The sequence below is a fragment of the Thalassospira lucentensis genome, assembly GCF_011806425.1.
Classification (GTDB): Bacteria; Pseudomonadota; Alphaproteobacteria; order Rhodospirillales; family Thalassospiraceae; genus Thalassospira; species Thalassospira lucentensis_B.
The window spans coordinates 244,145-265,234 of record NZ_JAATOV010000005.1 but is presented as its reverse complement, the minus strand read 5'-3'; the positions used below and the strand labels follow the sequence as shown (position 1 = coordinate 265,234).

At 53.1% G+C, this 21,090-nt stretch carries 20 protein-coding genes and 4 tRNA genes; 4 read left to right on the top strand and 20 right to left on the bottom strand.

What is annotated here, in order from left to right; translation table 11 throughout:
• Nucleotides 1-33: 33 nt before the first annotated feature.
• The 11 genes from rpoB to HCZ99_RS16235 form a co-directional block, all read right to left on the bottom strand.
• Nucleotides 34-4,200: a DNA-directed RNA polymerase subunit beta gene (rpoB, locus tag HCZ99_RS16285; RefSeq protein ID WP_167448074.1), complete on the bottom strand. Its 4,167-nt coding sequence runs from the start codon at nt 4,198-4,200 to the stop codon at nt 34-36.
• A gap of 378 nt (nt 4,201-4,578) precedes the next feature.
• The gene (gene rplL, locus HCZ99_RS16280; protein WP_167448073.1) at nt 4,579-4,950 is read right to left on the bottom strand and encodes a 50S ribosomal protein L7/L12; all 372 of its coding nucleotides are present in this window, start codon (nt 4,948-4,950) and stop codon (nt 4,579-4,581) included.
• Between the two features lie 54 nt (nt 4,951-5,004).
• The gene (gene rplJ, locus HCZ99_RS16275) at nt 5,005-5,523 is read right to left on the bottom strand and encodes a 50S ribosomal protein L10 (RefSeq protein ID WP_167448072.1); all 519 of its coding nucleotides are present in this window, start codon (nt 5,521-5,523) and stop codon (nt 5,005-5,007) included.
• Nucleotides 5,524-5,808: 285 nt separating this feature from the next.
• The gene (gene rplA, locus HCZ99_RS16270) at nt 5,809-6,507 is read right to left on the bottom strand and encodes a 50S ribosomal protein L1 (protein ID WP_167448071.1); all 699 of its coding nucleotides are present in this window, start codon (nt 6,505-6,507) and stop codon (nt 5,809-5,811) included.
• Nucleotides 6,508-6,511: 4 nt separating this feature from the next.
• On the bottom strand, nt 6,512-6,940 hold the full coding sequence (gene rplK, locus HCZ99_RS16265; protein WP_167448070.1) for a 50S ribosomal protein L11: 429 nt from the start codon (nt 6,938-6,940) through the stop codon (nt 6,512-6,514).
• Nucleotides 6,941-7,048: 108 nt separating this feature from the next.
• Complete coding sequence (gene nusG / locus HCZ99_RS16260; protein ID WP_167448069.1) at nt 7,049-7,579, bottom strand: transcription termination/antitermination protein NusG; 531 nt, start codon at nt 7,577-7,579, stop codon at nt 7,049-7,051.
• A gap of 4 nt (nt 7,580-7,583) precedes the next feature.
• On the bottom strand, nt 7,584-7,781 hold the full coding sequence (gene secE, locus HCZ99_RS16255; protein WP_022734396.1) for a preprotein translocase subunit SecE: 198 nt from the start codon (nt 7,779-7,781) through the stop codon (nt 7,584-7,586).
• Between the two features lie 50 nt (nt 7,782-7,831).
• Nucleotides 7,832-7,907, bottom strand: a tRNA-Trp gene (locus tag HCZ99_RS16250).
• Nucleotides 7,908-8,039: 132 nt separating this feature from the next.
• A complete protein-coding gene (gene tuf / locus HCZ99_RS16245; protein ID WP_167448068.1) occupies nt 8,040-9,230 on the bottom strand; it encodes an elongation factor Tu in 1,191 nt (396 codons plus the stop codon).
• A 76-nt stretch (nt 9,231-9,306) separates the two neighbouring features.
• Nucleotides 9,307-9,380 (bottom strand) — tRNA-Gly (locus HCZ99_RS16240).
• A gap of 36 nt (nt 9,381-9,416) precedes the next feature.
• A tRNA-Tyr gene (locus HCZ99_RS16235) sits at nt 9,417-9,501 on the bottom strand.
• Between the two features lie 193 nt (nt 9,502-9,694).
• On the opposite strand from HCZ99_RS16235, the gene rlmB reads away from it, so the two are divergent.
• Together rlmB and HCZ99_RS16225 are read left to right on the top strand one after the other, a co-directional pair.
• Nucleotides 9,695-10,567: a 23S rRNA (guanosine(2251)-2'-O)-methyltransferase RlmB gene (gene rlmB / locus HCZ99_RS16230; protein ID WP_167448067.1), complete on the top strand. Its 873-nt coding sequence runs from the start codon at nt 9,695-9,697 to the stop codon at nt 10,565-10,567.
• A 98-nt stretch (nt 10,568-10,665) separates the two neighbouring features.
• A tRNA-Thr gene (locus HCZ99_RS16225) sits at nt 10,666-10,742 on the top strand.
• Nucleotides 10,743-10,905: 163 nt separating this feature from the next.
• Here the strand turns inward: HCZ99_RS16225 and HCZ99_RS16220 are convergent.
• From HCZ99_RS16220 to HCZ99_RS16185, 8 genes are all read right to left on the bottom strand, one after another.
• Nucleotides 10,906-11,313: a GFA family protein gene (locus tag HCZ99_RS16220; protein ID WP_167448066.1), complete on the bottom strand. Its 408-nt coding sequence runs from the start codon at nt 11,311-11,313 to the stop codon at nt 10,906-10,908.
• A gap of 105 nt (nt 11,314-11,418) precedes the next feature.
• Entirely contained in the window at nt 11,419-12,303 is an 885-nt protein-coding gene (locus HCZ99_RS16215) for an isocitrate lyase/PEP mutase family protein (RefSeq protein WP_175581546.1), read from the bottom strand.
• Nucleotides 12,304-12,308: 5 nt separating this feature from the next.
• Nucleotides 12,309-13,577 (bottom strand): TRAP transporter large permease, encoded by a 1,269-nt coding sequence (locus HCZ99_RS16210; protein ID WP_167448065.1) that lies wholly within the window; start codon nt 13,575-13,577, stop codon nt 12,309-12,311.
• Nucleotides 13,574-14,062, bottom strand: a complete 489-nt coding sequence (locus HCZ99_RS16205; RefSeq protein ID WP_167448064.1) for a TRAP transporter small permease — start codon at nt 14,060-14,062, stop codon at nt 13,574-13,576. The genes HCZ99_RS16210 and HCZ99_RS16205 overlap by 4 nt, the downstream gene beginning before the upstream one ends.
• A 234-nt stretch (nt 14,063-14,296) precedes the next feature.
• Nucleotides 14,297-15,286, bottom strand: a complete 990-nt coding sequence (locus HCZ99_RS16200; RefSeq protein WP_167448063.1) for a TRAP transporter substrate-binding protein — start codon at nt 15,284-15,286, stop codon at nt 14,297-14,299.
• Nucleotides 15,287-15,602: 316 nt separating this feature from the next.
• Nucleotides 15,603-16,142: a GNAT family N-acetyltransferase gene (locus HCZ99_RS16195; protein WP_167448062.1), complete on the bottom strand. Its 540-nt coding sequence runs from the start codon at nt 16,140-16,142 to the stop codon at nt 15,603-15,605.
• Between the two features lie 14 nt (nt 16,143-16,156).
• Nucleotides 16,157-16,711: a helix-turn-helix domain-containing protein gene (locus tag HCZ99_RS16190; RefSeq protein WP_167448061.1), complete on the bottom strand. Its 555-nt coding sequence runs from the start codon at nt 16,709-16,711 to the stop codon at nt 16,157-16,159.
• A 156-nt stretch (nt 16,712-16,867) separates the two neighbouring features.
• Nucleotides 16,868-17,272, bottom strand: a complete 405-nt coding sequence (locus HCZ99_RS16185) for a RidA family protein (protein ID WP_167448060.1) — start codon at nt 17,270-17,272, stop codon at nt 16,868-16,870.
• A gap of 134 nt (nt 17,273-17,406) precedes the next feature.
• Here HCZ99_RS16185 and HCZ99_RS16180 point away from each other — a divergent pair, with 134 nt between their 5' ends.
• On the top strand, nt 17,407-18,000 hold the full coding sequence (locus HCZ99_RS16180) for a TetR/AcrR family transcriptional regulator (protein WP_167448059.1): 594 nt from the start codon (nt 17,407-17,409) through the stop codon (nt 17,998-18,000).
• Between the two features lie 82 nt (nt 18,001-18,082).
• Here the strand turns inward: HCZ99_RS16180 and HCZ99_RS16175 are convergent, their stop codons facing one another.
• The gene (locus HCZ99_RS16175) at nt 18,083-18,421 is read right to left on the bottom strand and encodes a rhodanese-like domain-containing protein (protein ID WP_167448058.1); all 339 of its coding nucleotides are present in this window, start codon (nt 18,419-18,421) and stop codon (nt 18,083-18,085) included.
• A gap of 600 nt (nt 18,422-19,021) precedes the next feature.
• On the opposite strand from HCZ99_RS16175, the gene HCZ99_RS16170 reads away from it, so the two are divergent.
• The gene (locus HCZ99_RS16170; RefSeq protein ID WP_167448057.1) at nt 19,022-20,968 is read left to right on the top strand and encodes a PrkA family serine protein kinase; all 1,947 of its coding nucleotides are present in this window, start codon (nt 19,022-19,024) and stop codon (nt 20,966-20,968) included.
• Nucleotides 20,969-21,090: the final 122 nt, after the last annotated feature.

Sequence of the window (21,090 nt, the reverse complement as noted above, 5' to 3'; positions counted from 1 at the left end):
TTGCCCTTCTGGACAACCCGGACCGCCAAACACTTAAAAGTCGTTCTGCTCAAGCTCGACATTGAGACCAAGCGAACGGAGTTCTTTAACGAGAACGTTAAATGACTCCGGAATACCGGCCTCAAAGGTGTCTTCACCACGAACGATGGCTTCGTAAACCTTGGTACGGCCCGAAACGTCATCCGACTTGACCGTAAGCATTTCTTGAAGGGTGTAAGCGGCACCGTAAGCTTCGAGTGCCCAAACTTCCATCTCGCCGAAACGCTGGCCACCGAACTGCGCCTTACCACCCAGCGGCTGCTGAGTAACAAGTGAGTACGGACCAATCGAACGTGCGTGGATCTTGTCGTCGACCAAGTGGTGCAGTTTGAGCATATAAATATACCCAACAGTCACCTTGCGATGGAACTTCTCACCAGTACGACCATCATAAAGGTCAACCTGGCCAGAACCATCAAGGCCGGCTTTTTCAAGCATACGAACAACATCAGGTTCACGGGCACCGTCGAAGACCGGGGTGGCCATCGGGACGCCGCGACGCAGATTGTTGCCAAGCTCGATGACATCGCCATCCGACAGCTCTTTGATGCCAGCGATATATTCATCGCCTTCGTAGACATCATTAAGCTTGTCACGCAATGCATCCATTTCGCCACGACCGTCAGCAACAGCATCGACGAGTTCGCCGATCTGCTCACCCAGACCACGTGACGCCCAACCAAGGTGGGTTTCAAGGATCTGCCCAACGTTCATACGCGACGGAACACCAAGCGGGTTCAGAACGATATCAACAGGCGTACCGTCTTCGAGGTGCGGCATGTCTTCAACCGGCATAATGCGCGATACGACACCCTTGTTCCCGTGACGGCCGGCCATTTTATCGCCCGGCTGCATTTTACGTTTAACAGCGACAAAGACTTTAACCATCTTCATCACGCCCGGCGGCAATTCGTCACCTGCCTGCAGTTTGTCAACTTTGTCATCGAAACGGGCCTGAAGAACAGCAATCGATTCTTCGAACTGTTTTTTCAGGGCTTCGATGTCAGACATCACTGCATCATCAGCAACTGCGATCTGACGCCACAAACCACGTGCAACACCCGAAAGGCTGTCTTCGGTGATTTCACCTGTCAGCGCCTTCGGACCATCGACAATCGTCTGACCAAGCAGAAGATTTTTCAAACGGCCATAGAAGTTGCGTTCAAGAATGGCGCGCTCGTCATCACGGTCCTGTGCGAGACGTTCGATTTCCGAACGTTCGATTGCCAAGGCACGTTCGTCCTTGTCAACGCCACGACGTGAGAACACGCGGACTTCAACAATGGTACCGAACTGTCCCGGCGGGACGCGCAGCGACGTATCGCGAACGTCGGATGCTTTTTCACCAAAGATGGCACGCAGAAGTTTTTCTTCCGGCGTCATCGGGCTTTCGCCTTTTGGCGTTACCTTACCGACAAGGATATCGCCCGGTTTGATTTCCGCACCGATGTAAACAATGCCCGCCTCATCGAGGTTTTTAAGGGCTTCTTCACCGACGTTCGGAATATCACGGGTGATTTCTTCCTGACCAAGTTTGGTATCACGCGCCATGACTTCGAATTCCTCGATATGGATCGAGGTATAAACGTCATCACGTGCAATACGTTCGGACAGAAGGATGGAATCCTCAAAGTTGTAACCATTCCAAGGCATAAACGCGACCAGCACGTTACGGCCAAGGGCAAGTTCACCCATATCGGTACACGGACCATCCGAAATGATGTCGCCTTTTTCAACAACATCGCCAACTTTCACCAAAGGACGCTGGTTAATGCAGCTGCCTTGGTTCGAACGCTGGTATTTCAGAAGCGTATAGATATCAACGCCCGATTCCGATGCCGCAATGTCACCGGTTGCGCGAATAACCATACGGGTCGCATCAACAGATTCAACAACACCATCACGGCGTGCGATCAGGGTTGCACCCGAATCACGTGCCACCGGAACTTCCATACCGGTCCCGACATACGGTGCTTCAGAGCGGATCAACGGAACCGCCTGACGCTGCATGTTCGAGCCCATCAGTGCGCGGTTCGCGTCATCGTTCTCAAGGAACGGAATGAGCGCGGATGCCACCGATACCAGCTGCTTCGGCGAGACGTCCATAAGGTCGATCTCTTCGGAGCGGGCCATATAGTGGTCACCGGCTTTACGGGTGTTGATCAGTTCGTTGGTGAACGTAAAGTCTTTGTTCAGCGGTTCGTTGGCCTGCGCAATGACATAACGACCTTCTTCGATCGCCGAGAGGTAAATAACCTCTGCCGTCACGTTGCCATCGACAACCTTACGATACGGGCTTTCGATGAAGCCGTACTGGTTGACGCGGGCAAAAGTTGCCAACGAGTTGATCAGACCAATGTTCGGACCTTCCGGCGTTTCAACCGGGCAGATACGACCATAGTGGGTCGGATGCACGTCACGCACTTCAAAGCCAGCACGCTCACGGGTCAAACCACCCGGGCCAAGCGCCGAAAGACGACGTTTGTGGGTAATTTCCGAAAGCGGGTTGGTCTGATCCATGAACTGCGACAGCTGCGAGGAGCCGAAGAATTCACGAACAGCCGCTGCAACCGGTTTCGCATTGATCAGGTCATGCGGCATCACGTTGTCGATCTCGACCGAGCTCATACGCTCGCGGATCGCACGTTCCATACGCAGAAGGCCAACACGGAACTGGTTTTCCATCAGCTCGCCAACCGAACGCAGACGACGGTTACCAAGGTGATCGATATCGTCAATCTCGCCACGACCATCTTTCAGGTCGATCAGAACACGGACGACTTCCAGGATGTCTTCGCGGCGCAGGATACGAACGGTATCTTCGCATTCCAGGTTCAGACGCGCATTCATCTTCACACGGCCAACGGCCGACAGATCATAGCGTTCTGAATCAAAGAACAGGCCCTTGAACATCGCTTCCGCGCCCTCAAGCGTCGGCGGCTCACCCGGGCGCATAACCCGGTAGATGTCCACAAGAGCTTCTTCGCGGTTGGTGTTCTTATCAAGGGCAACGGTGTTGCGCAGATACGGACCGACACTGCTGTGATCGATCATCAGCAGACGAACAGAATTTACATTCCATTCTTTAAGCTGCTCGAACACTTCTTCGGTCAGCTCATGACCGGCTTCTGCCAGAATTTCACCGGTTTCGCCGTCAATAAGATCTTCAGCCATGAACCAGCCGTTAAGCTGTGCTTCAGGGACGATAATCTCTTTAACGCCGGTTTCGGTGATTTTCGCTGACGAACGCTTGGTGATTTTCGAACCAGCAGCCGCAACGACTTCGCCGGTTTTCGCATCAACAAGATCGTTGACCAGTTTCTGACCGATATAACGCTCGGCATTGAAATCGGTTACCCAACCATCTTTGGTACGGCGGTATTCTGCCGACTCATAGTAGTAGTTGAGAATCTCTTCCGGGGTGAGACCTTCGATTTCCGACGGATCGACAGAGCGCCCTTCTTCGGCACGCTGTGCACGGAGCTGTTCGGACTCTTCATTTTCAAGAGCCATAAGCAACGTGGTCGCCGGCAGTTTGCGGCGACGGTCGATACGGACGTAAAGAACGTCTTTTGCGTCGAATTCGAAATCGAGCCACGAACCACGGTAAGGAATGACACGCGCAGCAAACAGATATTTGCCAGAGCTGTGGCTCTTCCCTTTGTCATGGTCAAAGAAGACGCCCGGCGAACGGTGCATCTGAGAAACGATCACACGTTCGGTACCGTTCACGATGAAAGTACCGTGTTCGGTCATGAGCGGCATGTCGCCCATGTAAACGTCTTGTTCTTTAATATCGCGAATAGAACGGGCACCCGTGTCTTCGTCGATATCCCAGACAACCAAACGCAACGTCACGCGCAACGGCGCGGCAAACGTCATGCCGCGCTGGCGGCATTCTTCGGTGTCGTATTTAGGTTGCTCAAGCTCGTAGGAAACGAATTCAAGAGTTGCGCGTTCCGAAAAATCTTTAATCGGAAAGACGCTCTTGAATACTTCCTGAAGACCTGCATCGTTCCGCTGCTCCTGCGGAATTCCGGTCTGCAAAAACTTATCGTAGGAATTCTTTTGAACCTCAATAAGGTTCGGGAGCGGAGCGACTTCGCTGATCCGTCCAAAGCTTTTGCGGATGCGCTTTCGACCAGTAAAGGACTTATCCATCATCGTTCCTTTAATCGCGCCTCCCCACACCGACCGAACTCGTTCGTCTTTGTGTTGCAGCGCATTAACCTTATGCAAAACACATACAGCACAACGACGCCCGAGCCCCGTACGGGGCGGGCGTTCACTTGATTATGACCGTGGATGTTATGTGACATCCAACTTGAATGAGATCACTGATCCCTCGGCTGTCGACGCCGTCAAAGATAACCTCTGACCTAAACAGCCTTACGTTATGTACGATTACCTTTGGCAGCGTCAACCGTTAAATTCCTGTTCGCATCTCTGCGGCACCCGAAACACAATTGTTTGGACTACAGAGACGGATGGGTCGGCGCCCAAAGGACGCCGACCCAGACCTTGGCAAGAAGCCGTCGATTATTTAAGTTCGACGGAAGCGCCAGCTTCTTCAAGCTTCTTCTTGATTTCTTCGGCTTCGTCTTTAGAAGCGCCTTCTTTGACGGCTTTCGGTGCGCCTTCAACGAGTTCTTTGGCTTCTTTGAGGCCAAGACCGGTGATGCCGCGGACTTCTTTGATGACGTTGATTTTCTTGTCACCAGCAGAGGTCAGAATGACGTCAAATTCGGTTTTTTCTTCAGCAGCTTCAGCAGCAGCGCCGCCAGCAGCAGCTACAGCAACCGGAGCAGCAGCAGAAACGCCCCACTCTTCTTCGAGCATTTTGGAAAGTTCTGCAGCTTCGATAACGGTGAGCTTGGAAAGCTCTTCAACGAGTGCCTTAAGATCGGCCATGTGTAATACTCCTAGGCTTGAACTTAGATATCTGGGATATCTTGGATAATTGGTTTACGCGGCTTCGCCTTTGTCGGCGTATGCCTTCAGTACCTGGGCGATTTGGCCAGCCGGCTTGGAAGTCAGCGTAGCGATACGCTGTGCCGGGGTCTGGACCATACCGACCAACTTCGCACGAAGTTCGTCCAGCGACGGCAGTTCTGCGAGGGCTTTGATGCCCTGTTCATCGAGAACCTGTTCGCCGATAGCACCAGCAACAAGAACAAGCTTGTCGTTGGTTTTTGCGAACTTAGCAGCTACTTTGGCGACGGCGGCCGGATCAGCTGAATAGCCAATCGCAGTCGGGCCGGTGAAGTAATCTGCAAGACCAGCAAATTTGGTACCTTCCAGAGCAAGTCGCGTAAGCCGGTTTTTGGTGACCTTGAAGCCCGCACCAGATTCACGCATCTGCGCACGAAGAGCGGTGATTTCTGCGACCGTCAACCCTTTATACTGGGTAACGACCAAACCTTCCGCACCTTCGAACACTTCGCGCATCTCTGCTACGAACTGTTGTTTTTCATCGCGGTTCACTATTAGTCTCCGACGTTGCTTTTTGCCCTGAACCCCACAAGGAGGTTCACAGACGCGACCAGTCCTTTCGAACCGGTCTGTGACGCCCGTCCGTTTGCCAGATGTCCAAGCCTTGTGTGATGCCCCATACGGGGAAAACGTAAGAACCGGAACCTCTGCCTATGCAGGACATTAAGAGTAACGAATGTCACTCACCTGCAGTCTGGGACAGACAGGTAGAGAGGGCTATAACCACCCTCTCCGGTTCTGACCGACCCATTGGATCGGTCAGAATTCGAGAATTTCTTATTTCGATGCGATATCAGCAATCGACAATTTGACGCCAGCACCCATGGTGGAGCTGATCGCCGCACGCTGCAGGTAGATACCTTTTGCGCCAGCCGGTTTTGCTTTTACGATCGCACCAACGAATGCCTGGGCATTCTCAAGGATCTGTTCTTCGGTGAACGATGCTTTGCCGATACCAGCATGTACGATACCGGTTTTCTCTGCACGGAACTGGACCTGGCCAGCTTTTGCATCAGAAACGGCAGTCGCAACATCCATGGTAACAGTGCCGAGTTTCGGGTTCGGCATCAGGCCACGCGGGCCAAGTACCTTACCGAGACGACCGACAACAGCCATCATGTCCGGAGTTGCAATCACGCGATCGTAGTTCAGATCGCCTTTCTGCATTGCTTCCATCAGGTCTTCGGCACCAACAGCGTCCGCACCAGCTTTCTGGGCTTCTTCTGCTTTGGCGTCTTTTGCGAAGACGGCAACACGCATGGTTTTACCGGTACCATGCGGAAGGGAAACAACACCACGGACCATCTGGTCAGCGTGACGCGGATCAACACCAAGGTTCATTGCCATTTCGATGGTTTCATCGAATTTGGCTTTTGCACCTTCTTTTACGATTTTGACAGCAGCTGCCAGATCGTACTGTTTGTTACGGTCGATGCCCTCATAGGCCTGGGCAAGGCGTTTACCAGTCTTGGCCATCGTCTTACTCCACAACCTCAAGACCCATCGCACGGGCAGAGCCCTCGATCATTGCCATCGCGCCATCAACGTCAAATGCGTTGAGGTCAGCCATTTTGGCTTCTGCGATTTCTTTGACCTGTGCTTTGGTTACTTTACCAACAAAACCTTTACCGGTCGTACCGGAACCTTTGGCAATGCCTGCTGCCTTTTTCAGGAAGTAGGATGCCGGCGGGGTTTTGGTGACAAAGCTGAATGAACGGTCGGAATAAACGGTGATGACGACCGGAATCGGCATCCCTGGTTCCATCTGCTGGGTCGCTGCGTTGAACGCTTTGCAGAATTCCATGATATTCACGCCGCGCTGACCAAGAGCCGGACCGACGGGCGGTGACGGATTGGCTTTGCCGGCGGGAATCTGCAGCTTAAGATAGCCGTCGATTTTTTTCGCCATTAGAGTACCTCTTACAGAAGCGCGCGGTCCGGTCATGGCTGACCTCCCGCGCTTTAAAAGCTGCCTGCGTATACAAGCAGCGACTTCAATTTACAAGATCGTTTTTTCTTAGAGTTTTTCGACCTGGGTATATTCCAGCTCGACCGGGGTTGAACGACCGAAGATCGAAACAGACACCTTAAGGCGCGCACGCTCTTCATCAACCCCTTCGACGACACCGTTAAACGATGCAAACGGACCGTCGGAAACACGGACTTCCTCGCCAACTTCGAAAAGAATGGTTGGCTTCGGACGATCAACACCTTCCTGCACTTGGTGCAGAATGGTCTGAGCTTCCTTTTCGGAAATCGGCATCGGCTTACCACGGCTACCGAGGAAATCGGTGACCTTGGCGGTGTTTTTAACCAGATGCCAGCTTTCGTCTGTGAGATCCATCTTCAGCAGGACGTAGCCCGGGAAAAACTTCCGCTCGGCATTGACCTTTGCGCCGCGACGCATCTCAACAATTTCTTCAGTCGGAACCAGAACCTCTGCGATTTCGCCTTCAAGACCTTTCTTGATCGACTGTTCGCGAATGGATTCGGCGACTTTTTTCTCAAAACCAGAGTGAACGTGAAGCACGTACCAACGATGTGCCATAAGCTTAACCCCCAACACCAAAGACCAGCTTAACACCCCATGCGAGGAGCTGATCGACAACAAAGAAGAAAACAGACGCAAGAGCAACCATTACGAAAACCATAATGGTTGACACGGTCGTTTCCTTACGGGACGGCCACGAGACTTTCTTTGCCTCGGTGCGGACCTGCTGTACGAATTGTGCTGGCGACGTTTTAGCCATTGTTGGGGTTACACCGCTTTCTAATGCTTTGTTTCACAACCCGGAAAGATTGGCAGGAGAGGAGGGACTCGAACCCCCGACACTCGGTTTTGGAGACCGATGCTCTACCAACTGAGCTACACTCCTACAAGATCGTCAGAAAGTCGAAAAGCTTATCTTCTTTCTGGCTCATCCCTGCCCGGGCGGCAGGGTGTGCGGGCGGGTTATAGCCGCCCGCACATCCAAGATCAAGCACTCAATCGTGCAAAATCTTAAAAATTATTCAATGATCTTAGCAACAACACCCGCACCGACGGTACGACCGCCTTCACGGATTGCGAAACGCAGACCTTCGTCCATTGCGATCGGTGCAATGAGGGTTGCGGTCATCTGTACGTTGTCGCCCGGCATAACCATTTCGGTGCCAGCAGGCAGTTCGATCGAACCGGTAACGTCAGTCGTACGGAAGTAGAACTGCGGACGGTAGTTCGAGAAGAACGGCGTGTGACGGCCACCTTCATCCTTGGTCAGGATGTAGGCTTCTGCTTCGAATTTGGTGTGCGGGGTGATCGAGCCAACATGTGCCAGAACCTGGCCACGTTCGACGTCTTCACGTTTGGTACCACGCAGCAGCGCGCCAATGTTGTCGCCAGCTTCACCCTGATCGAGCAGCTTACGGAACATTTCAACGCCGGTAACGATGGTTTTAACGGTGTCTTTAACGCCGACGATTTCAATCTCTTCGCCAACTTTAACAACACCGGTTTCAACACGACCGGTTACAACCGTACCACGACCGGAAATCGAGAATACGTCCTCGATCGGCATCAGGAACGGTTTGTCTTTCGGACGATCCGGAGCCGGGATGTAGTCATCAACAGCAGCCATCAGTTCGAGGATAGCGTTTTTGCCGATTTCGTCATCACGACCTTCAAGGGCAGCAAGAGCCGAACCTTTGATGATCGGAATATCGTCGCCCGGGAAGTCGTAAGACGACAGGAGCTCACGGATTTCCATTTCGACGAGCTCGAGGAGCTCTTCGTCATCAACCTGGTCAACTTTGTTCATGAAGACCACAAGCGCCGGAACACCAACCTGACGGGCGAGCAGGATGTGCTCACGGGTCTGCGGCATCGGGCCATCAGCAGCCGAAACAACCAGGATACCACCGTCCATCTGAGCCGCACCGGTGATCATGTTTTTCACATAATCGGCGTGACCCGGGCAATCGACGTGGGCATAGTGACGGTTTTCGGTTTCGTATTCGACGTGCGCGGTCGAGATCGTGATACCACGAGCTTTCTCTTCCGGCGCTTTATCGATCATGCTGTAATCTTGGAACGATGCGCCGCCAGCCTCTGCGAGGACTTTGGTGATCGCTGCGGTCAGCGTGGTTTTACCGTGGTCAACGTGGCCGACAGTGCCGATGTTGACGTGCGGTTTTGTACGCTCAAACTTTTCCTTGGCCATAATTCTCAGATCCTATGTCCGAACCAAAAACACGTATAACCCACCGCACGAGCCGACGGGTACAATTCAAAAATTTTGGAGCGGGTGAAGGGAATCGAACCCTCGTCGTAAGCTTGGAAGGCTTCTGCTCTACCATTGAGCTACACCCGCATATTTCTAGTGCGAGCTCTCGCGAGGGCGAGAGAATGGTGGAGGGGGCAGGATTCGAACCTGCGTAGACTAAGTCGGCGGAGTTACAGTCCGCTGCATTTGACCGCTCTGCCACCCCTCCATCAGGGTCGTAACGTTGTTCGGGTCACCCCGTCTTCGTTGCGGCGAGGGAGGGAATACGGCGGAGGCCCCTCTGTTGTCAACAGCAAAAAAAACACGAAATCGTATTTCCTTTCCTATATGTTCCCCAAGCTCTGCTCATTGAGCGAAACAAAGTGCATTCAGTTCCTTACGGCCCGGAGGTTTCCGCCATTATGTCGCGTCGCAATAAATCACGTTCAGGAAATCGTCATCAGGATGGCGTCGGGCAGGACAGCCTCCCGCAAAACGACGAAAACCGCGAAGGTAATTCGCGCCGAGGACGAAAACGCGGTCGCGACGCTGCGTCGTCGGGCGGAAATTCGCGCCTGATTCTCTTCGGACGTCACCCGGTTATGATGGCAATTGCCAATCCGCAGCGCACGATTCACCGAATCTGGGCGACTGAAAATGTCCGTGACGAGGTCAACGCCGCCCTCGCCGATGCCGAGCGCACCGACATCGCCGTAGATTCGGCCGGTCGCACCGATCTTGATGAAATGATGCCACCGGGCACCGTTCATCAGGGCATGGCCATGCATTGTGCCCCCCTGCCCCAGCTTTCCATCGAAGAATTCATCGCCGATCATCGGGATTCGGACCAATGCACTGTGATCGTGCTTGATCAGGTCACTGATCCCCACAATGTCGGCGCTATTCTGCGCAGTGCCGCGGCCTTTGGCGCGTCGGCTGTCATCGTGCCCGACCGTCACGCCCCGCCTGAAACCGGTGTTTTGGCCAAATCGGCCAGTGGCGCGCTTGAAACCATCCCCTATATCCATGCCGGCAACCTCAATCAGACGATTGATAAGCTGAAGGGCGCGCATTTCTGGCTGGCCGGAATGGATGGCTACGCCGAAAAAACTCTGGCCGAGGCCGAACTTAAAGGCCGTGTCGGAATCGTGATGGGTTCTGAGGGTGAAGGCCTGCGACGTTTGACTCGTGAAAACTGCGATTTTCTAGTCAAGCTTCCGATGTCTGATCGCATCGAAAGCCTGAATGTTTCTAACGCGGCGGCTGTTGCGCTTTACGAGCTGTACCGCAAGTAACAAATGTGGGATTCTAAGAGGGACATCAAAGAACGAAAATTCTATGATTCACCCTCTTGCATTCAGGAACGGTCCGGACTATGTTTCGCGCCGCCTGAGCCGGCATAGCTTTAATTGGTAGAGCAGCGGATTTGTAATTCGAAGGTTGGGAGTTCGAGTCTCTCTGCCGGCACCACTAAAAAGAAAACCCCGCACGCCTTTTGGGCCGCGGGGTTTTCTTTTGTCGAAATCACGTGGTGAAGCCAAGCGCACCTCAACGCCGCGCCCTCCCCCAGCGTTCTTGCCCCTATAATCGTTATTACAGGGCTTATTAACGTCGCAGGGGTGGCAATCCTTCGTCAGGACGGCATGCCATCCAACTTGGCCACTTGATCCAATTCATCGTCCCAATCGGCCTTGCTGGCCATCATAATGTGCGCGTCGGGCTGTTTAACCGCCCCTTTATCGATGCTGCCCGCTGGAACGACCACCAGCGCACCGTCCATTTCAACGCGCGGCAATGCCGATCCACATTCCGTGCAGAAAGATTTTGTGTGGCGTGTGCCGGGCAATGTGAAGGTTTTGACGTACTCTTGCCCCGTCTGCCAGCTAAGCGTCGCGTGCTGCGAAAAAAGATTGGCGGCATGGGCCGAGCCGGTGTCTTTTTGGCAATAGGTGCAATGGCACAAAAAGAACGCATCAAAGCTGCCATCAAGCGTGTAGCGCACGTTGCCGCAAAGGCATCCGCCTGAACATTGATCGGTCATGTCTGATCACCACGTAATTTCATTTTCGAGTCCCCCGATTAAAACACAAAAGCCCCGCAAGGGCGCAACACCTTGGCGGGGCTTTTGGTTCAACCATCCAATGGCTTAGCCATCGCGTCGCGAAGACGCATAGCGTTCCGAGTCTTCGTAATAGGCATCAAAGCCGATGCGTTGGCGCAAATCGGCCCAGTCCATCAATTTATCGCCGCGCGGAACACCTGCCTTCATGGTTTGCAGAGTTTCGACCATCGCTTTCATGGCTGCTGCCATCAACGACAATGGATAAGCGGCAATTTGATAGCCGATTTCTTTAAGTTCCTCGGGCGACAGGTCGGGCGTTTCCCCACCTTCAACGATATTCGCCATTTTCGGACCAGAAAGCTCGGCACAAACCGTGCGCATTTCATCAACCGATTTCGGCGCTTCGACGAACAGGATATCGGCACCGAGTTCCTTGAACTTCGCCGCGCGGTCAATCGCCTCAGCCAGGCCGTGCTGATGACGCGCATCGGTGCGGGCCAAAATCAGGATGTCTGCCCCGGCCTCACGGGCATCGACCGCGGCCTTAATACGGTCATATGCCTCGTCCCGGCCGACAACTTCCTTGCCCTTGGTATGGCCGCAGCGTTTTGGCGCCAACTGATCTTCGATCATGACAGCTGCACAGCCCGCCTTGGCAAAGCCGGTCACGGTACGACGCACATTCATCGCATTGCCATACCCGGTATCGCCATCACCAATCACGGGAATCGATACCGCATCGGTAATGTTGCGCGCCTGATCGAGCACCTCGCCATAGGACATCAGGCCAAGATCAGGTTCACCGATTCGCGCCGCCGACGTGGCAAAGCCCGACATAAAAGTAAGCCCGAATCCTTCCTGTTCGATCAATTTCGCCGAAAGCGCATCAAAGCAGCACGGCATGGTAATCAACTCGCCCCGCGCCAAAAGGTCGCGCAGCGTGTCTGCTGGGGTCTGAATTTTGATCATACGCATCACATTTTAAACGGAATATACAAGGCAAGGTCGTGCCAGACGTAAAGAATGGCCGCGGTGACGAACATCAGCATCAAGAACGGCAAAACACCGCGTGACACTTCGCCCAATCGCGTTTTGGCCACCGACTGAATGACATAAAGGTTCAACCCGACCGGCGGTGTAATCAGCGCACATTCGACCATGATCACCATATAGACCCCAAACCAGATCGGATCGAGGCCAAGCGACAAGGCCGCAGGCAACAGCACCGGCGTCATGATCAGCACCATCGAAAGCGCCTCAAACACCAGCCCCATGATCAACAGCACCACCGTCACCACAAGGATAAAGCCAAGCTGGGTATCAACCCCCTGACTGATCATCACAGAGATGTCTTGTGGGATTCGATAAAGCGTAATGGCTTTGCCAAACACCTTCGCCCCGGCAATGATCAAAATGATCGCAACCGTGGTTGCCATCGAATCAAAAATCGCCAGTTTGAACTTTTCCCAAGTCAGCATCCGCATGGCGACCGTAATCACCAACGCCGCGGCAAAGCCGATGGCAGCGGCCTCTGTCGGGGTAAAGGCCCCGGAATAGATGCCCGAAATGATCAGCACCGCCAAAATGACCGATGGCAATGCCTTAAGGGTGGCGCGTTTGCGTTCGGCCCAATCGCGTTTGGCTTCGCGTTCCTGCCCACCGAACCGGGCATAGATCATCGAAAACGCAATAAACAGCACCAAAAGCGCAAGCCCCGGCCCAACGCCTGCCAAAAACAGCGCAATTACCGATTCTTCGGTCACAAAGCCGTAAATGATCATCGGAATTGACGGCGGAATCAAAATGCCAAGCGTCCCACCAGCGGCCAAAAGCCCATACACGAAACGCTTATTGTACCCCCGGTTAACCATTTCCGGGATTGCAACCGTTCCGATGGTCGCGGCCGTCGCAACAGAGGAGCCCGAAATCGCGGCAAACACACCACAGGATAAAATCGTCGCCACCGCAAGGCCGCCCGGCCAATGACCGACCCAGGCACTGACCGCGGCAAAAAGGTCATTGCCTGCCCCCGCACGCAACAGCGTATTGGACATCAACAAAAACAGCGGCACGGCCAAAAGGATAAAGCCATCAAGCGTGGACAAAATTGCCTGCGGCGCCATCAGCGGTGAGAACCCGCCAAAGATCAGCATCGCCAGTCCAAGCCCACCAAGCGCAAAGGCAACAGGCACACGAATAAGCAGCAGCGCAAACAACGCCGCCAAGGTCAAGACGATGGTCATTCGTGCGCCCCTTTTGGAATTTCCTTCCCGCGCAGAAGGCCAACGACCTCAACCACGGCCTGAATGGCTAACAGCGCAAACCCGATGGCCACCGGCAGTTCGGCAATCCATGCCGGCAGATCAAGCATCGTGCCCGTTGTGCGTCCACGCTCAAAGCTTTCCCAAAAGATGTCCCATCCTTTGATCGTTACCGTGACCGAAAACGCAAAAACCACCAGCATCGCAATGATTTCAAAGCCGCGCTGAACAATCGGCGCGCAAAGGCGCGTTACCGCATCGACCGCAATATGGCGACGCGCAGCCAAGGCCCAAGGCATGCCGACAAGCGCGCCCCAAATCAGGCAAAGCTGCGAAAGTTCCGCCGCCCAAATGGTCGGGCGCACAAAGAAATATCGGGCAATAACTTCGTAAGTCAGCATACAGCCCGCCAAGACGAACAAAACCGCCGCCACCCACGCCAGCAAAAGCGTTAATCGATCAAACATCATCTACTTCACGCTGTTGCGCAAAACGGCCCCAGTTGGCCGCACTGCATCCACAGCTTTCTCCTGATCACTCAAAAAGACCAAATCCCTCATTTAAATGAGGGAAAAGCCATTCCCGCCCGGGGACATATCCAACACCCCGTTTGAGAATGACTTTGCATCTGTCATATCCCCCGACCCGTTTTGGCGGATCGGGGGTATTTTATTGTTATCTAAGAATGTCTTCCGACCGTCTTAGAATTTCTTGGCCGCTTCAAAGACCTGCTTGCCCAGATCACCGGTTTCTTCCAGGAAGGAATCATAGACCGGCTGGGAAACCGCACGCCACTCGGCAAGTTCTTCGTCGGTCGGGTAATAAACCGTCATGCCCGCTTCTTTGGAGGCTTCATAAGCCTCTGCCTCGATCGCGCCCATGCGGTCACGGACATCCTTTTCGGCATTCATTGCGGCTTCGTTGACTATGGCGCGCTGATCATCGCTCAGCCCGTCCCAAACATCGTTATTCACCACAACAATGAACTCAACATCGGCATTGTTGGTTACGGTGATGTTGTCCATCACTTCCCAAAGCTGGCGGGATTTAACGCCCGATACACCGGTCATCCCAACGTCAACTGTGCCACGCTGATAGGCAATATACTGTTCCGACCCAGAAATAAGGGTCGGCGCGCCACCAGCAGCGGCGACGAAATCACCCAGCGTTTTGCCAAACACACGGACTTTTTTGCCTTCAAGGTCTTTTGGACCATGCAGCGGTTCATCTTTGGACAGCATGATCGCGCCGCCATAAGCCTGCCACCACAAAACCTTGGAACCGGTTTCGGCAATCGCCGCATCAAGCGGGTCGCGCACAGGCGATCCTTTGACAACCGCTTTACGGACTTTTTCTTCGCTATCGAACATGAACGGCTGATAGAAAATATCAACGGCCGGAACGTCACCGACATAACGGGTCAACGAAACCGACCCCATTTCGATTGATCCTGAACCAACGGCTGCGGGCACTTCTTTGTCTTTGTAAAGCTGCGCTGAATCGTAAATCTCAACCGCGATATCGCCGTTCGACTTTTCCTCGACCTCTTTTTTAAACATCAAAAGGTTCTGGCCGATATGGCTTTTAAGCGGCAGTTGCGAGGTAATACGCAAGGTTACATCGGCGGCCTGAACGGCACCGGCAAAACCAACAGACGCCATCAGCACTGCTGCAAAGGCAATTTTCTTCATATTTGGTGTCCTCCAGGAACTTTTATTTTAATTTTGCGACCTTCTGGGGAAAGATGCGCTCATTTCTCGATTTGGTTCAACCTATTTTGCCGTGCAAAACAGCACCGCAAGAAACCCTTAGTGCGCCGCACAAGCATTAAAATCCCCACAAAGCAAAGGCCACAGGCTTTGCTCTTTTACGATTGCCGCGCCGCAACATATTAATGCTTATCCCGTTTTATCGCTCCCCTGTCCAAACGAGTGGGACAAAAGGCTCTTTCGTGCTCTAAATGGACAGAATCGCTTGGCAAAACGACGCAAAACCAAGGGTCTATATTCATAAAATCTTGAACATAACCGTGGTTGCGCTGAGATGGTCGGAAAACGGATCTCGGGCATAATCGGGAATGATCCCCGCCACCTTAAATCCAAGCGAAATATACAGGACCTCGGCACCATCACCGGTCCGGGTATCAAGGGTGATCAACGACCGTCCCAATTCATGTGCGCTGCGTTCTGCCTGCACCATCAGCAATCTTGCGATACCACGCCGCCGGCAGTCGGGCCGTACCATCAATTTACTGATGTCTGCGCGGTGCTGCTGATTGGGCATGGTATCGATATCAAGCTGCACCGTCCCCACGACCCGGTCCCCATCCAACGCGGCAAACAGGCTACGCGTGCCGCCATTTAAGGCCGGGATGACCCGATCGCGCCAAAACGCGCGTGCCTCTGTGATCGGAAACGGTTCGATAAACCCGATACTCGCGCCCTCAAACACACACTCATGCAGCATCGCGGCAAATTGATCGATCCGGCGGGTGACCTCATCGCCATCCATCATAACGATGCTTGGCGGACTAATTTCGGGCGTCATTTCCGTCATCCCAACTATTCAATAATAAAAAGGTGATAGCGCGCGCCAAGATCGGACGATGTTTGAAACACATTGCCGCTGCGCAATTGATACCGCAGACAATCGCCCGCCTTTAACACATGAACCGTATCTTCGATTTGCATCGAAAGCTGCCCATCAAGCATCACCAGATGATGCTCCAGCCCGACACGCGGGGTGCCGCTATATTCAATGCATTGCCCCGGATCGATTTCGACCTCAAGCACCTCGCCCGACAGGTTGCGCGATCCTGGCGAGACCCGGCGACGGCGGTATCCGGTTTCCGGATCGGTCCAAACATCTTGCGATGCGCGCGGTACAAAGGCATCAAATCCTTCTTCGACCATCTGCATCAAACGCGACAATGTCATGCCATAAGCAACGCATAGCTTGCCCAGCACAGCCGCCGTCGGGCTGACCTCGCCATTTTCAATGCGCGACAAACTCGCCCGACTGACCTGACTTCGCGTTGCCAACGCATCGAGCGACCACCCGTGTTCGGCGCGCAAAGTCGCCAACCGTTCGGCCAATCGTTTTTCGATATCGTCCATCACTCACCTCGAATCCCAATATTGGGATATTTTTCCATTTTCGGGAAATGATCAAGACAGAAAAACCGGCCCTGCTGCAAATCCCTGCCGAGGACGCAGGGGATTAAGGGCCGGTTCTACTTAAAATCATCTATTGTCGGGTGTTATCAACGTGGCTTACGCACTTTGCGCTGGCACACGCGCCACAACCTTGATCTCGAAATCAAAGCCCGCCAACCAGGTCACGCCAACCGCTGTCCAGTTTGGATAAGGTTCCTGATCAAACACGGTGTTTTTGACCGCCATGATATCGCCGAACTGATTTTCCGGGTCGGTGTGGAAACTGGTGACATCAATAATATCGGCCAAACCGCATCCCGCTGCCGCCAAGACCGATTTCAGGTTTTCAAATGCAAGTTCGACCTGTTTTTTAAAATCCGGTTCCGGACTGCCATCTTCACGGCTGCCGACCTGCCCCGATACGAACAAAAGATCCCCGGACTGGATCGCAGCAGAATATCCATGTTCGGTATAAAGTGCATGACGATTTGGCGGAAAGACTGGCTTATTTATAACGGTCATTACGACCTCCTTGGGATAAGACTATGGTGTTCAAACACCACTTCATATACGCTACGTATGTGAACGAACCTATATTGACATACATCGCGTATGTCAATTCACATACGAACCGTATGTAAAAATCGGAGCCCCGAATGCCTGCGAAAACCCGTGCCGAAAAAATGGAAGAAACCCGCATCAAACTGATTGCTGCCGGGCGCAAGGCCTTTGGGGAAAAGGGATATGCGGCGGCCTCAATGGATGAATTGACGGCCGGTGCCGGGCTGACGCGCGGCGCGCTTTATCACAACTTTGGCGACAAACGCGGATTACTGGCCGCTGTGGTCGATCAAATCGACTCTGCCATGGCCCAAAAGGCAAAAGATGCCGGTGCCGCCGCTGGTGGTGGTTGGGATGGTTTAGTGGCCGAAGGCCGGACCTATATCGAACTCGCACTTGAGCCCGAAGTCCAGCGGATCGTGCTTTTGGATGGCCCCGCCTTTCTAGGCGACCCATCACAATGGCCCAGTCAAAACAGGTGCCTTCAGGCGACGATAAAAACCCTAAAGGATCTGTACGATCAGGGGGCGATCAAGCCGGTTGATATCGAAGCACTGGCAAGGCTTTTAAACGGTGTCGCGCTCAACGCTGCTCTTTGGGTTGCCACAAGCGATGATCCGCAAACCACCCTGCGCAAGGCAATTGACGCATTTGAGTGCCTTGCCTCTGGTGTGCTGACAAAATCCTAGGCTACCGCAATAAACACCAAACCGAACTAAGGTGTCATCGCCGAGCAGAAAGGCCGCCTACTCCCGCGACGGGATAAGCAGATTATTGAACACCCTCAAGGTCAAACCCCGCACGGCTCCAACTTTGGATGCCGCCTTTCAGGTTCATCACCTTGCAATCGACTTGTGGCAATACTGCATTCGCCGCACCAAACGACCGCTGCCCCACCGCACAGACAAAAACAAGATCGGTGTCGTTTTCATCCGTAAGGTCAATCAGGGCCGGGATATCAAAATTGGATGTTGGCATATTGATCGCTGTTTCGATGTGACCGGTCGCAAATTCGTCGGCTTCGCGCACATCAATGACTGTCACGATCTCCTGACCGATCATTTGATCAAGTTCATGGGGCTCGACAAATTGAACAGTTCCGTCGGTCATCACAGCTTCCCTTTAATCTTTTACGCACGCGCCAAACATGGATCGTCAACACGGCCCCTGTGATACCGTTTCGTGAATGCCATGGGCAAATGTAAAATAGTTTGGTTGGGGTACCGACCATCCCTATGGCGCATGAAACCCCAATTGTGCTCACTTAGATGTGAACGGGTGGTCAAAAATTCCGTGTCTCATACGAACGTATCGCCTTGCGAATCTTAGGCGAAATTCCCAATTGAAAAATGGTAGGGTGATTTGCACCAGCAGGCATCAGGTCGCATGACGGATGACTGCCCATGTTTTTCGTAACGTCCATCAGACGGTCGCTGCAAAGGGCCCCGAAAAGCTGATCGACGGTTATCGTGACCATCCCGTGGCGAAAATACCCCGAACCCCCAATTTTTGGCAAAATCGGCCAAACATTAACCACAGCGTTAATATTGTAATTTAATATACTTGCGTTTAGGCGATTTCCCCACGGCGAAATTTGCCAGCACACACCAAACAAGGCGGCCGCAAATAGCCGCCCGGCGCAAAGAAACAGCAAAGACAGGAAACGCAAGTTTGACACGCATGAGATAACGTTTGAAAGGAGACCGCGCCATGGCTGAAGGCAAGGATATCTTCGAGCTGTATGCGGAAGGCTACGATGGAAAACAAGAAACTGAACTCACCATCCGCGACTATCTAAATCTATGCCGCGAAGACCCCACCGCTTACGCGTCCGCCGCAGAACGCATGATCACCGCCATCGGCGAACCTGAACTGATCGACACGTCGACAGACCCCAGACTGGCCCGCATCTTCTTAAACCGCACCATTAAACGTTATCCGGCCTTTGTTGATTTTTACGGCATGGAAGAAACCATCGAACGCATCGTTGGCTTCTTTAAATATGCCGCTCAGGGTCTGGAAGAACGCAAACAGGTTCTTTACCTGCTTGGTCCGGTTGGCGGGGGCAAAAGCTCATTGGCTGAACGCCTCAAAGAACTGATGGAAAAAGAACCCATCTACGTTCTTAAAGCCGGTGATGACATAAGCCCCGTGTTTGAAAGTCCCCTTGGCCTATTTAACCCTGCCAAAATGGGCGACGCCATCGAAGACAAATATGGCATTCCCAAACGCCGCCTGACCGGTTTGATGTCGCCATGGGCGGTGAAACGCCTTGATGAGTTCAAAGGCGACCTTAGCAAATTCTCGGTCGTTAAACTGATCCCTTCGCGCCTGCGCCAAATCGCAATTGCCAAAACCGAACCCGGTGATGAAAACAATCAGGATATTTCATCACTTGTCGGCAAGGTCGATATCCGCAAACTTGAATATTTCAGCCAGAACGACCCGGATGCCTATAGCTATTCCGGCGGTCTTAACCGCGCCAATCAGGGGCTTCTTGAATTTGTCGAAATGTTCAAGGCCCCGATCAAGATGCTCCATCCGTTGCTGACCGCGACCCAGGAAAGCAACTATATCGGCACGGAAAACCTTGGTGCGATCCCCTTTCAGGGCTTGATCCTTGCCCATTCAAACGAATCTGAATGGCAAACCTTTAAAGCCAACAAAAACAACGAAGCCTTCATTGACCGCATCAGTGTGATCAAGGTCCCCTATTGCCTGCGTGTTACCGAAGAAACCCAGATTTACGACAAACTTCTGGAAGGATCGGAACTTGAACAAGGTGCCTGTGCACCGGGCACCCTCAAAATGCTGGCACAGTTTTCCGTGTTGTCCCGCCTGCATGAGCACGAAAACTCCAACCTGTATTCCAAAATGCGGGTCTATGACGGTGAAACGCTTAAGGATGTCGATCCCAAGGCGAAATCCATGCAGGAATATCGCGATACCGCTGGCGTCGACGAGGGCATGGACGGCATTTCAACCCGCTTTGCGTTTAAGGTACTTTCAGAAACCTTCAACCATGACACCAACGAAGTCGCCGCCGATCCGGTGCATCTGATGTATGTGCTGGAACAAGCCATTCGGCGTGAACAATACCCCGAAGAACGCGAAAAAGATTACATGGACTTTATCAAGTCCGAACTGGCCCCGCGTTACGCCGAATTTATCGGCGCGGAAATCCAAAAGGCGTATCTCGAAAGCTATTCCGACTACGGGCAGAACCTGTTTGATCGATACGTGTCATATGCCGATGCATGGATCGAAGATCAGGACTTCAAAGACCCCGATACCGGGCAGCTCCTTGATCGTAAAATCATTGATCAGGAACTTTCCAAAATCGAAAAGCCCGCGGGCATCGCCAACCCCAAAGACTTCCGCAACGAAGTGGTCAAATTCGCCCTTCGCACGCGTGCCAATAACAAGGGCAAAAACCCGTCTTGGACGTCTTATGAAAAACTGCGCGATGTGATTGAAAAACGCATGTTCAGTCAGGTCGAAGACCTGCTGCCGGTGATTTCGTTCGGTTCAAAACAAGATGGCGAAACCGAAAAGAAACATAACGAGTTCGTCAAACGCATGATTGATCGCAACTATACCGAACGCCAGACACGCCGTCTGGTCGAATGGTACATGCGCGTCAACAAGGCCGGCTAAGCCGACACTTGGCTTAGCAACCCCGCACCGGGCGGTTTTCCCCTTGTCCGTCCGGTGCGATTCTTTCGACGCGGGATGCCGCCCCGATCTGTTGTATCGCAACAGCGCACTGGGCCCGCACA

Bases quoted from the DNA above. Each gene is read 5' to 3' on its own strand.
- HCZ99_RS16220 (WP_167448066.1), bottom strand. From the start codon at position 11,313: ATGACCGATCAATGTTCAGGCGGATGCCTTTGCGGCAACGTGCGCTAC.
- rplL (WP_167448073.1), bottom strand. From the start codon at position 4,950: ATGGCCGATCTTAAGGCACTCGTTGAAGAGCTTTCCAAGCTCACCGTT.
- HCZ99_RS16205 (WP_167448064.1), bottom strand. From the start codon at position 14,062: ATGTTTGATCGATTAACGCTTTTGCTGGCGTGGGTGGCGGCGGTTTTG.
- secE (WP_022734396.1), bottom strand. From the start codon at position 7,781: ATGGCTAAAACGTCGCCAGCACAATTCGTACAGCAGGTCCGCACCGAG.
- rplK (WP_167448070.1), bottom strand. From the start codon at position 6,940: ATGGCGAAAAAAATCGACGGCTATCTTAAGCTGCAGATTCCCGCCGGC.
- tuf (WP_167448068.1), bottom strand. From the start codon at position 9,230: ATGGCCAAGGAAAAGTTTGAGCGTACAAAACCGCACGTCAACATCGGC.
- HCZ99_RS16210 (WP_167448065.1), bottom strand. From the start codon at position 13,577: ATGACCATCGTCTTGACCTTGGCGGCGTTGTTTGCGCTGCTGCTTATT.
- HCZ99_RS16185 (WP_167448060.1), bottom strand. From the start codon at position 17,272: ATGACCGTTATAAATAAGCCAGTCTTTCCGCCAAATCGTCATGCACTT.
- HCZ99_RS16195 (WP_167448062.1), bottom strand. From the start codon at position 16,142: ATGACGCCCGAAATTAGTCCGCCAAGCATCGTTATGATGGATGGCGAT.
- HCZ99_RS16170 (WP_167448057.1), top strand. From the start codon at position 19,022: ATGGCTGAAGGCAAGGATATCTTCGAGCTGTATGCGGAAGGCTACGAT.
- HCZ99_RS16200 (WP_167448063.1), bottom strand. From the start codon at position 15,286: ATGAAGAAAATTGCCTTTGCAGCAGTGCTGATGGCGTCTGTTGGTTTT.
- HCZ99_RS16190 (WP_167448061.1), bottom strand. From the start codon at position 16,711: ATGGACGATATCGAAAAACGATTGGCCGAACGGTTGGCGACTTTGCGC.
- rlmB (WP_167448067.1), top strand. From the start codon at position 9,695: ATGTCGCGTCGCAATAAATCACGTTCAGGAAATCGTCATCAGGATGGC.
- rplA (WP_167448071.1), bottom strand. From the start codon at position 6,507: ATGGCCAAGACTGGTAAACGCCTTGCCCAGGCCTATGAGGGCATCGAC.
- rpoB (WP_167448074.1), bottom strand. From the start codon at position 4,200: ATGGATAAGTCCTTTACTGGTCGAAAGCGCATCCGCAAAAGCTTTGGA.
- HCZ99_RS16175 (WP_167448058.1), bottom strand. From the start codon at position 18,421: ATGACCGACGGAACTGTTCAATTTGTCGAGCCCCATGAACTTGATCAA.
- nusG (WP_167448069.1), bottom strand. From the start codon at position 7,579: ATGGCACATCGTTGGTACGTGCTTCACGTTCACTCTGGTTTTGAGAAA.
- HCZ99_RS16180 (WP_167448059.1), top strand. From the start codon at position 17,407: ATGCCTGCGAAAACCCGTGCCGAAAAAATGGAAGAAACCCGCATCAAA.
- HCZ99_RS16215 (WP_175581546.1), bottom strand. From the start codon at position 12,303: ATGATCAAAATTCAGACCCCAGCAGACACGCTGCGCGACCTTTTGGCG.